6 protein-coding genes are annotated in these 12,668 nt (G+C 70.6%); 3 read left to right on the forward strand and 3 right to left on the reverse strand.

The window, feature by feature from the left end:
* Positions 1–818: 818 nt before the first annotated feature.
* The 3 genes from ACWGJ5_RS41055 (at position 819) to ACWGJ5_RS41065 (ending at position 6,700) form a co-directional block, all read left to right on the forward strand.
* On the forward strand, positions 819–3,800 hold the full coding sequence (locus ACWGJ5_RS41055; RefSeq protein ID WP_453314719.1) for an SNF2-related protein: 2,982 nt from the start codon (positions 819–821) through the stop codon (positions 3,798–3,800).
* A 206-nt stretch (positions 3,801–4,006) separates the two neighbouring features.
* Positions 4,007–5,140 (forward strand): SWIM zinc finger family protein, encoded by a 1,134-nt coding sequence (locus ACWGJ5_RS41060; protein ID WP_453314720.1) that lies wholly within the window; start codon positions 4,007–4,009, stop codon positions 5,138–5,140.
* Positions 5,141–6,001: 861 nt separating this feature from the next.
* Positions 6,002–6,700 (forward strand): SDR family oxidoreductase, encoded by a 699-nt coding sequence (locus ACWGJ5_RS41065; RefSeq protein WP_453314721.1) that lies wholly within the window; start codon positions 6,002–6,004, stop codon positions 6,698–6,700.
* Positions 6,701–6,920: 220 nt separating this feature from the next.
* Here ACWGJ5_RS41065 and ACWGJ5_RS41070 read toward each other — a convergent pair whose 3' ends face one another.
* The 3 genes from ACWGJ5_RS41070 to ACWGJ5_RS41080 form a co-directional block, all read right to left on the reverse strand.
* Positions 6,921–7,130 (reverse strand): alpha-hydroxy-acid oxidizing protein, encoded by a 210-nt coding sequence (locus tag ACWGJ5_RS41070; protein ID WP_453314722.1) that lies wholly within the window; start codon positions 7,128–7,130, stop codon positions 6,921–6,923.
* Positions 7,131–7,406: 276 nt separating this feature from the next.
* Positions 7,407–8,756: an endonuclease domain-containing protein gene (locus tag ACWGJ5_RS41075; RefSeq protein ID WP_453314723.1), complete on the reverse strand. Its 1,350-nt coding sequence runs from the start codon at positions 8,754–8,756 to the stop codon at positions 7,407–7,409.
* Between the two features lie 355 nt (positions 8,757–9,111).
* Positions 9,112–12,651: a hypothetical protein gene (locus ACWGJ5_RS41080; RefSeq protein WP_453314724.1), complete on the reverse strand. Its 3,540-nt coding sequence runs from the start codon at positions 12,649–12,651 to the stop codon at positions 9,112–9,114.
* Positions 12,652–12,668: the final 17 nt, after the last annotated feature.

Here is a 12,668-nt window from a genome sequence, read left to right on the forward strand (position 1 = left end):
CCGCTGGACCATGCGGTGGAAGACCGCGCTGAACGCCTTCGACATCACCTTCGACGGCCGACTCTCAGCGGCCCGTCAGTAACCCAACCACCCTGGTTACACCGTTCGTTTGGCCCTGTCGCATATCCGGTGGTGACGGATCGTGAGCATCGGCTGCCGCCAGTCGCAGAGAGTGCGGTTGGTGCTCTGGCCTCTATGTTTCGTGCGCGGTCGGTGCTGCAGTGGGGATACGGCCGCCGGCACACCGGGCTCACATCGGCGACCGCTGCGCAGGCCTGCCGATTCCATAGAGCGACCGCTCCAACGTACGGACCTGCGACTCCTTGACTGGTGGGTCTACCCCATCGCCATCATCACCGTCCGTCACCACCGTATATGCGACAGAGCCGTTCGTTTGACAGACCCCCACCTGGAGCGACAACAGCCACCAGGACAAGCTGCAATACCTCGACCACGCCGCGACCGACCAGGAGGGCACCCTGGTGGTCGTCGAGGAGAGCTCGTGCGGCCCGAATCTGAGCGGCGCGATCGAGTCGAGAAGCGCTGCGCCTACGCCGAGGCCGACCTCCTCGTGTACCTGCCCACGACTGGCGACACGTGCGGGGGCGTCGTCCACCCCGCCGGTCGGCGTCACGCTGGACACTGAGCCGCTCAAGGACTGGGTGCACTGACGCTCATGTGTCCTTTGTCCGCGCCGCGAGCGGCCGTCACGGCTCGATAGCATTGTGCCGTACAGCTTGTGGATGCGCGATGACAAGGCGTGACGGTGTCGCTCGCTTCAGCGCATACCCGCACCCCGGCTCGAAGGGCATACGATCATGGCGCGTATCCTCCAGGTCGTCGAAGTGGATGGGCCTGCCGAGCAGAGGAAGCCGGGAGCGGTTGCGCCGGCTGCCTCAGCCGCGCTCAGCGCATGCGAAGCCGTCTTCCTGCCCGGAGATCCGGCCAGGGAAGGCCGTGTGGCGTTCTGGCGGGCGGATGGCGGCAAGGTGCCCGACTGCGATGTGGAGCCGGGGGAGCTCACCGTCGTGCGGCCGCACGGGAACGGGATCCGGCGGCGGAGGGTGAGCGCGGTGCTGCTGCCGGTCGCGCAGGCGGTGCCCGTACTCACCCGCGCTCGTGTCATGGTGCCAAGCGGCAACGCCTCCGTTTCCGCCGCGTGGTGGGGAGCAGGGGCCCTGATCGCGCTTCAGCTTGCCGCGCGGGGGCGGCTGCTGCCGGGGCTGAGCCCCACCGGGTTCGACGCCTGGCGGCTCGGTCCGCTGGACGGCGACGACGTGCGCCGGATACGCGACCTCGCGGCGGCGATGCCGCCGCAGGCGCGCGCGGTCCCACTGCCGGGCTCGTCGCCCGTAGCACTGCCCGCCGCCGAGCCGCTGCTGCGGGCCTTTGTGGACGCGGTCGCGGACGGGCTGCCGCGCTCCCCGGCAGCGCGCCACCTGATGGCCGGTCCGGCCTTCGCCGTTCGGATGCCGGTGTCTATCCCCGAACAGCGTGAGTGGGCGGCCGAGGTGGCCGCCGGGATGGACGCGGGCGTGCGCGTCTCCCTGCGTCTGGAGGCGGACAGCGACGCATCGGACGGCGCAGACTTCGGCGACAGCGGCGGCGCCGGGCCAAAGTTCCGGGCCGTGGTGCAGCTGCACAGCCTCGCCGACCCCACCCTGGTGGCAGATGCAGCCGAGCTGTGGGCCGGATCTGCAGCCGCTCAGGAGCAGTTCGGCGCCCGTACCCGTATCGACGCGCTGCTGGCGCTGCGCCGCGGCGCGAAGGCATGGCCGCCGCTGTCACGCCTGCTCTTGGCCGCCACGCCCGATGTGCTGCAGCTCGCCGACGACGAGCTGCTGGAACTGCTCGGCGAGGCTGCGGAGCGGCTGGCCGCCGCCGGAATCCAGGTCCACCTGCCAAGGGGCCTGACGAAGGAGCTGACCGCGACCGGCCTGCTGGAGCCGCCCCGGCGCAAAAAGACGCCCTCGGACCTGGGGACCTTCCTCTCCTCCGGTCAGTTCCTTGAATTCCGCTGGCGGTTGGCGCTGGGCGGGGAGCCGCTGACCGAGGAGGAGATGGACCGCCTCATCGAGGCGCACCGCCCGGTGGTGCGGCTGCGCGACCAGTGGGTGGTGGTCGACCAGCAGCTGGTCCGCAAGGTCCGCAAGCAGCGCGGCGGGGAGCTCACCGCGATCGACGCCCTGGGCGCGGCGCTGACCGGCGAGGTAGAGATCGACGGCACGTCCGTACCGGTCACCGCGGGCGGCGCCCTGGAGCGGTTGCGTGCGCGGATCGCCGAGCCGGAGGCGGGCCAGGACGCCGCGTCGGCCACCACTGGCCAGCCCGCCATGCTCGCAGCCACCCTGCGCGACTACCAGCTGCGGGGACTTGCCTGGCTGGATCGGATGATCTGCCTCGGCTTGGGCTGCTGTCTTGCCGATGACATGGGCCTCGGCAAAACGATCACCCTGATCTCCCTCCACTTGCGCCATCACGAGCGATCGGCCCACGGCCCCACCCTGGTGGTCTGTCCGACGTCCCTGCTCGGCAACTGGGAGCGCGAGGTGCAGCGCTTCGCACCCGGCATCCCCGTACGCCGCTTCCACGGCCCGGGCCGCACCCTGGACGGCCTCACACCGAACGCCTTCGTCCTCACCACGTACGGCACCCTCCGCCGCGACGCGGCGCTCCTGGCCGACACCGCTGTGCCGTGGGGCCTGCTCGTCGCGGACGAGGCGCAGCATGTCAAGAACCCGTACTCCGACACCGCGCGGGCGCTGCGCACCGTCCCCGCCGGCGGGCGCATCGCGCTGACCGGCACCCCGGTTGAGAACAACCTCTCCGAGCTATGGGCCCTGCTCGACTGGACGACACCCGGCCTGCTCGGCACGCTCACCGCCTTCCGCGACCGCTACGCCCGCGCGGTCGAGGCCGACGGCGACCAGGAGAGTGCTCACCGCCTCGCCCGCCTGGTCCGTCCCTTCCTCCTGCGCCGCCGCAAGTCCGACCCTGGCATTGCCCCCGAGCTACCGCCCAAGACCGAGACCGACCAGCCTGTCTCGCTGACGACGGAGCAGGCGTCCCTGTACGAGGCGCTGGTGCGCGAGTCGCTGGCGGCGATCGGCGAGGCGGACGGAATGGCTCGGCGCGGCCTGGTGATGAAGCTGCTCACCGGCCTCAAGCAGGTCTGCAACCACCCGGCGCAGTACCTGAAGGAGAAGAACACCAAGCTCGCCGGCCGCTCCGGCAAACTGGAACTGCTGGACGAGTTGCTGGATGCGATCGTGGCCGAGGACGGCTCGGTGCTCGTCTTCACCCAGTACGTCGAGATGGGCCGGCTGCTTCAGCAGCATCTGGCTGCTCGTGGCATCGCGGCGCAGTTCCTGCACGGCGGGACGCCGGTGAAGCAGCGCGAGGAGATGGTCGACCGCTTCCAGCGCGGCGAGCGGCAGGTCTTCCTGCTCTCCCTCAAGGCCGCCGGCACCGGCCTCAACCTGACCCGCGCCGGCCACGTCATCCACTTCGACCGCTGGTGGAACCCGGCGGTCGAAGACCAGGCCACCGACCGCGCGAACCGCATCGGCCAGACCCAGCCGGTGCAGGTGCACCGCCTGATCGCGGAGGGGACGGTCGAGGACCGGATCGCGCAGATGCTCAAGCAGAAGAAGGGGCTCGCGGACGCAGTGCTGAGCCATGGCGAGGCGACACTCACCGAACTCTCCGACGCCGAACTGGCCGAACTGGTAACGATGCGCCACAACACCACGCCTTGGAGCACAGACCGTCCGAGCACCACGAAGGGCAGCCGCACGTGAGCCCGCGCCCGACGAATCCCAAGCAGCGGGGCAAGGATCAGCTCGCCCGCACTTTCCCTCCCTTCCCTCCGGCTCCCGGCCGCCGGGGCGGTTTCGCCTCAACCTGGTGGGGCCAGGCGTGGGTGTCGGCGCTGGAGGAGTGCTCACTCGATTCCGGCCGGCTCACCCGCGGTCGCACCTACGCGCGGCGCGGATCCGTGGGCGAGATGACCGTGCTCCCGGGCCGGATCAGCGCCCCGGTGCAGGGCAGCATGCCGCGGCCCTACCGGGTGTCCATGGCGATCCCCGTCCTCAGCGACGCAGCATGGGACCGGCTCCTGGACGCGGTGGCGGCGCGCGCAGGGCACATCGCCGCACTGCTGGACCGCGACATGCCCACCGAGCTGGTCAAGGACACGCTTGAGGCTGGCGTACGGCTGCTACCGGCCGCCAACGACCTTCAGCCGTCCTGCTCCTGTCCCGACTGGGGCTACCCGTGCAAGCACGGCGCCGCGCTGTGCTACCAGGTCGCACGCCTGCTGGACGAAGACCCCTTCGTACTGCTGTTGATGCGCGGCCGCGGCGAACAGCAGCTGCTGGACGAGCTCGCCCGCCGCAACGCCGCCCGCGCGGCATCGCAGACGGCAGCCTCGGCCTCGGCTTCAGCGTCGGTTCCGTCCCCACGAACTCCCGCCCCGCCCACAGGTACACCGGCCCGGGAAGCCTTCGCGGCGCGCGCCGACCTGCCACCGCTGCCCGGATTGCCGCCCCTGCCCGAACGCGCCGGGCACCCGCCCGTCTTCGAGGCGTCCCGGCCCGCCGAACCAGGCATCGACCCCGACGCGCTTCAAACCCTGGCCGCCGACGCAGCCGAGCGCGCCCGTCGCCAACTCGCCGCCGCGCTGGCAGGCGGCACACCACCGCATCCACCTGACCTGACGCAGTGGCAGGACGCTGTGCGCATCGCCGCCGAGCACCCACAGACAGAGATCTTCGCCCGGATCGCCAAGAGCACCGGCCGCCCGCCGATCGAGCTCGCCCAGGCAGTACGGGCCTGGAGTTACGGCGGCACGGCCGCACTCGCTGTCCTGGAGGACCCCTGGACCCCGGACCCATCCGTACTCACCCGCGCCCGAGCCTCGCTCGCCGAGGACTGGGCGGACGGACGGCCTCCCCAACTGCGCGCGTGGCGCAACCGCTTCACCGTCGTCGGCCGCGACCGCCAACTACGCTACGGCCGCGACGGCCGCTGGTATCCGTACCGCAAAGAGGACGGCGCCTGGTGGCCCATCGGCCGACCCGACCCTGACCCCGCCACGGCCCTGGCAACGCTGCTCGAACTCCAAGACCACCGCTCGTGACCACAACGCCACCCCAAGGGGCTCCGATCTTCGTCATACTCCCCGACGCCCAAGAAATCCGCGGACGGCTGCACGCCCGCCGACAGGTGAAGGACGACGGCTCTACCAGGTAGGAATCCTGGTATGGCAGAACGGCACAAACGGCCCCGCCGAACCCGCCGAGCAGCGAGTCTGGGTGCGTCCCGCACACGCACGGCCGGTACCCGGTGTCTCCTACGAACACGTCCCGACCTACCTTCTGTCCGCAACCGACACCCCCTCCCACAAACACCCGCCCGCATGGACACTCCAGTACCTCCCCCACCGCCCCGGACACCCGGGCACCACACTCCTCCACGTCATCGGCTGCACCCCCAGCGACCGGACACTCACCCGGGAAGAGGCCCTCGCCGCGCTCCGCCAACCCCGCTCAGCCGCCTGAGTGCGACGCCGCCCGATCCCTCCCCCCCCCAAAAAAACAGCAGCCAACCGACCACAACCACCAGACCCAACAACAGCGCGACGACGAACCCCGACAGGACACGAACCCCAGCGACACGCCATAACCACCCAGCCCGAAAGAGCGGCGCGACAAGACGCAGAGAACGGGGCTCTGGCGCTGATCTTGTGACGCTGTTGGGACCTGCGCCGCCACGCAGGTCCCAACAGGGCGGCCAGCAGCGCGGGTTCGGCCCCATTCGTGCGGCATCATGGCCGGTCAGCGATGGCGTACCGGCTTAGCAGGAAGATCGCTGGGTATAGTGCAGGCGTTTCGGGGAACCGGCGACCTGGAGTCGGTCGACCTCACGCGCCACCTCGTGTTCATCGACATCCGGGGCCCTGGCGGAGCCCCGATGACCCCATCGCTGAGGAGGCCGTCCCATGGAACCCGTCACGCTGATCACCGGTGGCTCGACCGGAATCGGCGCCGCCACCGCCCGCGCCCTGCTCAAGCAGGGCCACCGCGTGGCCGTCACCGGACGGGACCCGGACAAGCTGGCCGCCTTCGCTGCTTCGGCCGCAGCGAGCGAGCGGCTGCTGACGATCACCGGCGACACCAGCGACGCGCACGACGTCGCCTCCGCCGTGCGCCGCGTGGTGGAGGCGTGGGGCCGACTGGACAACGTCATCGCCAATGCCGGATTCTCACTGCCCGGCAACCTGGAGAGCCACGCCCCCGAGGACATGCGCACCATGGTCCTCACCAACGTCCTGGGCCCGGCCCTGCTGGTGCGGGAGACCCTGCCACACCTGCGGGAGTCCAAGGGCCGGATCGTGATCATCGGTTCGGTCGCCGGGGTGCGCAACACGCCTGGCAACCTGTACTCGGTCACCAAGTGGGCCGCGCACGCACTGGCCGAGAACACCCGGCTGCTGGTCGGCAAGGACGGGGTCGGCGTGACGGTCGTCGCCCCCGGGGTGGTGGACACCCCGTTCTGGGACGAGCGCGGCGGCACCCCCGAGGCGGCGCCGGTGATGACCGCCGAGCAGGTCGCGGACACGATCGTCTTCGCCGTCAATCAGCCCGCGGGCGTGGACATCAACCACATCACCATGCGGCCGACCGGACAGGCCGGCTGACGCCGCGCTCCCAACGACCGTACGACAAGGCGCCTTCGACCCCGCCGCGTACCACACGGTGCAGGCCGAAGGCGGGTGAGCACGCCCTTAAATGCCAGGGGCAGGGAGGTCACTTCGCACAGCCAGGCGAGGTCCTCCCGGGTGATCGAGGCGTCGAACTGCTTCTTGGATTGCCGGGCGATGGCCGGCTCCCCGTCCCGGCTGCCGTGCGAGGCGGCCATCACGTCGTGCGCCACGTTGACCGCCCGGATGCCCGGCGCACCGCGAACCCGTTGGCGGCGTCCTGCGGACGGAACGCCACCCTGGGCGCGTCGACGGTGAGGACCAGTGCGCGGAAACCGGCGGCCTCGGCCCGGCAGATCAGGTCACGGCGCTTGAGCCAATACAACTGCATCCACAGCGGGCCGGTGGCCGCGGCGGCGATGCCCACTGACACCTACCGCGTCACAAGATCAGCGCCAGAGCCGAGAACGGCACAGCACCGACGACAGTCGAACACCGCCAGCGCGGACCCGCGCCGACAGCCCACCGCTGGTCAGGCCGCCGGTCCAAACCCCAGGGCCCGGCGGGTCCCGCAGACGACTGAAGTGTGGACTTCTTCTGACGTTGGTGAAGGAAGCAGCAGGCTTCGTGGGCATCCGGGCGGACTGCGAACCGGCCACGGGCGGCAGTGGGTTGAGCTTGGTGTCGTAGCTCGCCCGTTCACTCAGAACAGCGCCAGGCCCTCACCGCTGGTGTCCGCGATGACTGGCCGGAACCGGGCGGGGAGGCCGTCCAGGCGGTCAGGTCCGGCCGCGGCGGCCACGTCAGGGGCGGTCTCGGCCAGCCAGGTGCTAAACCGCTTGGCGGCTTCGCGGTAGGCGATTTGCGCCAAGACACGGTGCTCGCCGGAAGGGCAGAAGTCGACGGCGACAGTGAGCAAGCAGGAACGGGGCGCGTTGTGACTGCCCGTCCAGGACACGCGCAGCACACCACAGGGTTTGCGCGTGCGAGAGCCGCGGGCATCGCGATGGGTCGGGCGCAGCGATCGGCACGCTACATGGGCCGTCCAAGCGGCGAGGTGCGGAAGCGGCAGCGTGGTGCGGGCGCGGCAGCCGGGGCAGCGGTGCCAGTGGCGGAGCCAGTCGGCGGCGTGGGTGTCGAAGAGGCGTGTGTAGTGGTTGGCCACGCGGATGTCGTTGCTGTACAGGTGGTCGGGGCGTTCTTGTGTGTTACAGGAGTTGCAGACGGGGGCGCGGACGTAGCCGTGTTCGTGGCAGTGGTCGAGCACGGCGGCGGGTGCGGTACGGCAGAGGGCGCACGCCCACCCAGCCACCTTGCGGGAGGTGCCGGGTTTCCGCGTGAGTGCCGAGTACAGGTGGCCTTGCAGTTCCCCGTTGTACGGGCGCAGCGGGGCGGTTGAGCAGTCGGAGCCTGTCGTCTGCCGGCCGTCGGCGGCTCGGGCCTGCCCGTGGGCGGCCGGCTCGGCGACGGCTGTGTTCTCCTGGCAGGTTCCCGCGGCTTGCAGCCACTGTTTTTCGGTGTTCTCGGCTGCATCCAGCAGCCTGACCACGGCGCGCGGCAGCCACCACGTCCGCGCCGACCGGTCGCGAGTTCGCTCCACGAGTATCCGCCGCCAGTCGATCCCCGCCAGATGGGACAGCCGACCGCCTTCTCGTCGTGCTGCCCGCTCGGGCTCGCCCAGCTCCTGCAGTTCCCGGGTGATGCGCTGGCGCCAGCGCAGCAGCGTCGTCTCGTTGCACTCCTTCTTCGGCGCGCCACCAAACGGACCGATGCGGACCAGGTCCTGGCAGTCCATCTCAACCGCGTTCAGTTCCGCTGCCGCCCGGCGCACCTCACTCTCCAAAACACTCCACTGGCCGCCGCTTGCCTTCACCGTCGCCACCACACGGCCGCCGAGCAGGACATACCCCACCCGGGCATCGGCAGAAGAACAGGTGAACGCCGCAGAAGCCGTCGGCACAGCGCTCTCTGTCGTCAAGCCGACCCACAGAACGTCCGCAGCACCCAAAGGGATCAGGCCGCCGCTGCCCCCCGGAATGACACGCTCAGGCATACCGACAGGCTAACGGCCCACCCCGACATGCTCACAGGGGCCGCCTTTGCGTGCACAACGTGCTGGTATCGGGCGGTCCAGGAAGACAAAGCGGACAAGCAACGTGCCGGTCTCAGGACCATCGGCGGTGCCCAACAGCCGCCTGCCGCGACCACGCACGAACAGCCGCCCCACCACCGCCCTGACGCGGCGCCATCAGACGTCAGAACCGCCCGGCGGCCGAGATCGGACAGATGAACGAGACCGACACCGACACGCCCCAGGACACCTGAACGTGAAGCGGACTCGCCCCAACCGCCGCTGCATCGCCGAACTCGCAGCCCGTGTCCCACCCAGGCGGCTTGTAGACGGCGCGCTACCGAACGAGGGTCCAGGCTTCCGCCGCAGGGTCATCGCCGTCGTACACCGCGTCGGCGATCCTGATCAGCTCTGCCGGGAAAAGTTTCGCCATCACCGGCAGTGGAGTCAGCCACGATCCCAGCACGAATGCTCTGCCCAGCAGACGCCCGGCGTGCGGGGTTCCGACGACTTCGGCCGCATTGACCAGCGCCTGTGCCTGCTTCTGTGGGTCGGTGATGGCTCGGGCGAGCCGTTCGGCCTGCAGGTACTCGCCACGGGTGGCCACTACCCAGGACACGTCAGTCAGCGCTCTCTCGCGTGAGTACTGATCGGTATTGGTGCGGGCGAGCTGTTCGGCGTGCTGGCGCTGACCAGCGACGGCCATGGCCCGGGCCACCGCCGCTAGCGCCCAGTGCTTGCGCACCTCGTCCTCGACGGTTTGGGCGACCCGCTCGGTGTCAGCGGCCAGCTGGCTGGCTCGCAACTGCTCGCCGAGAGCGGCCATCGCCCCGACCACCGAGCCCAGCGCCCACACCTGGACCAGCGGGTCCTTGCACTTTCGCGCGGCCCGCTCGGCCTCGTCGGCCAGCCGACGCGCCAGTTGCGCCTGGTCGGCGCCCACCGCTTCGGCGACATTCGCCAACGCGCGCACCCGCTGTTCACGGTCGTGGATGGTTCGCGCGACCCGTTCGGCCCGTTCGTGGTCTCCGGCAGTTGCCACTGTTGCGGCCAGCCCAGCCAGAGCATGAGCCCGGTTCACTGGGTTGGTGATGGTTCGCGCGACCCGTTCAGCCCGCCCATATTTGCCGGCAGTCGCCGCTGCACGGGCCACCTTCGCCAACGCCCGGGACTGCTCGTTCGCATCTGTCAGGGCTAGGGCAAGCTGTTCGGCTTCGGCGACCAGTTGACCCGCCAGCTGAAGCTCTCCGGCAGCGGCCGCCATGCCGGCCACACTGGCCAGAGCGTCCACCTGCTCACCCCGGTAGACGAGGCCTCGGGCGACCTCGATTGCCCGAGGGTAGTTGCCAGCTGCGGCTTCCGCCTCGACCACCTCGGCCAGCGCCCGCACGCGGTGGATCGAGTTCACCACGGTTCGGGCAATGTCCTCGGCGCCGTTGGCCAGCCGCCACGCCCGCTGCTGCTCTCCCGCCCGGGCCACCGCCTGCGCCACCTGCGCGAGCGCCCCCGCCTGCCAGCGCGGATCGGTGATGGTTCGCGCGGCCCGCTCCGCCTCGTCGGCCAGCCGACGCGCCCGCTGGTTCGTGCCGCAGGTCACCGCCGCGGCAGCCACCTCGGCGAGCGCCAGGACCTGCTGAGTCAAGTCGGTGATCGTTCGCGCGGTCCGCTCGGCCTTGATGGTCAGTCGGAGCGCCCGCTCGTGGTCGTCGGTGGTCTTTGCCGCGGCAGCCACGTCGGCCAGCGCGCAGACCTGTTCGACTGGGGCGGTGACGGCTCGGGCGATCTGCTCGGCCTCTGCAAGCAGGCTGCCCGCCTGCTGGTGGCCGCCGGCGGCGGCCACCGCCCCGGCCACCCTGCACAGAGCCCTCACCTGCCATCTCGACGGCGTGCCGATGCGGGCGACCTGCTCGGCCTCCACCGCCAGCCTGCTCGCCCGCTGATGCTCACCGGCAGCGGCCCGTACGCCCGCCGCCCTGGCCAGTGCCCAAGCGGCCCGGTGCGGGTACTCACTGACTTGCGCGATCCCTTCCACGATGGCAGCCAACTTGCCCGCCTGCTCATGGTCACCGGCAGCGGCCATCGCCTGAGCCACCTCGGTCAGCGCCCATGCCCGCTGGTCTGCTTGGGCGATCGTTCGGGCGATCTTTTCGGCCCTATCACGCTCCCCTGCGGCAGCCAGCGCCTGCACCACTACGGTCAGCGCCGATGAGCGCCAGCCCCTTTTGCTGATGTCCCGGGCAATCCGCTCGGCCTGCTCTGGTGTTCCCGCAGCGGCCATCGCCCGGGCCGCCTCCACCAGCGCCTCCTCCCTGTCGTGCGGGATGAGTATCGCCCGGGACAGCCGTTCGGCTTCCGCTGCCAGCACGCCGGCCCGGCCACGCTCGCCGGATTCGGCCGCCACCGCGGCCACGCCAGCCAGCGCCCGCACCTGCTGGAACGGATCGGTAATGGCCCGGGCCAGCGCTTCAGCGCGCTGGGGGTGGCCGAGACAGGCCCACACGGCAGGAAGGCCAGCGGGCACACCGACGTTCCGCGACTCGAGCAGGCCACGGTGATGCGACAGCCTCGCAAGCAGGTACAGGTCCGGCGTCGGACAGTCCAGGATCAGCTTCTGACTCGTGCCGATCTCGGCAAGGGCGGCGGTGTCTCCGACGAGCAAGTCGAGCATTCGGTCGTGGCGGACGGAGTCGAGGGCCAGCGCGGCCAGGCGTGCGGTGTCGCCGGCTCCGGCCAGCATGCGCGGGTAGCCAAGCAGCAGGTATTCGGGGGTCTGCCGCGGCCACGGCGGACGGCCGCGACGGGCGCGGGTGCGGTAGCTGTCGGCCCACGCGTGTATCCGCTTCCTGTACCGGGCCAGGCGGGCGTCACCGATGTAGTAGCTCGCGGCGTTGTGGAGCTCCTCGTGCCCGAGCAGGTACACCTGCGGGCGTCCGTCGCCCCGGGCAGGCCTGGTGGTGAAGGTACGCCCGGCCACCGTGTGCAGAACTTCCTCGACGGTCACCAGATCCGCGTGGGTGAGCTCACGTAGGTCGGGACCGGACAGACCACCCCGGGCAGCAGTCAGCAGGCCCAGCAGGTCCTGCTCGACGGGACGACCCCTAAGAAGGCGCTTGAGCTCGGACTGGCCCAGGCGCTGCAAACCCCTCGCATACGAAGAGTCACCAAGCAGGCGGACAATGCCCGGCGAACGCAGCGGATGCCAGTCCGGCACATCATCCGGGATCGGCGGGTTCGGCCGACTGGCGACAATGACCCGCATTCCAGCCGGAGGCCGGCCGGGCAACAGCCCGGCAATGCTGTGCGCCCACGCTCCCGTGGTCACGCCGCGGTCCTCGTCCAGGCCATCGACGACCAGCACCAGGCGCCCGCCCGCCGCACGGCACGCGGCCGCAGCCTGAGCGAGCAAGTCGAGAAGGGCCGCCTCCCCGGCAGCCTCATCCCCGCCGACGGGGAGGTCCGCGCCGAGCAGCGCGCACAACTGCTCCGTCAGCGAGGCCGTGAACGCGTCGCGTGTGTCCTGCGCGGCCAGCCGGGCGGTAATGAAGAACGACACCAGCCACACGCGACCGGCAGAGAGCAAGGCGGGCGCATGGAGCACGAAGGTGGACAGCAGCGCGGACTTGCCGGCCCACGGGCCGGCCCGCCACCACACGTACGGACCGCGGTGCTCGCTGAGGCAGAAGTCGGCCAGTTCGGCCATCTCGGCATCCCGGCCCAGCAACTCGGGTGGTGCGATCCGCTCCACCTGCCGCAGGTACGCCGACCGCCCCTGACGCCGTGCGTGCGACGCACGGTCGAGGAAGACCGACACCGTCACGTTTCCGGTGACGTGCCCGAAAGCGGCCCCGCCGCCCTGCCCGTCGACGTGCAAGGACACCGAGCCGGCTGATGCGG

This window comes from Streptomyces sp. NPDC054783 (assembly GCF_053611725.1).

What these genes read in the sequence shown, in the direction of transcription:
- ACWGJ5_RS41055 (WP_453314719.1), top strand. Translation starts at nt 819, where the DNA reads ATGGCGCGTATCCTCCAGGTCGTCGAAGTGGATGGGCCTGCCGAGCAG.
- ACWGJ5_RS41060 (WP_453314720.1), top strand. Translation starts at nt 4,007, where the DNA reads ATGACCGTGCTCCCGGGCCGGATCAGCGCCCCGGTGCAGGGCAGCATG.
- ACWGJ5_RS41065 (WP_453314721.1), top strand. Translation starts at nt 6,002, where the DNA reads ATGGAACCCGTCACGCTGATCACCGGTGGCTCGACCGGAATCGGCGCC.
- ACWGJ5_RS41075 (WP_453314723.1), bottom strand. Translation starts at nt 8,756, where the DNA reads ATGCCTGAGCGTGTCATTCCGGGGGGCAGCGGCGGCCTGATCCCTTTG.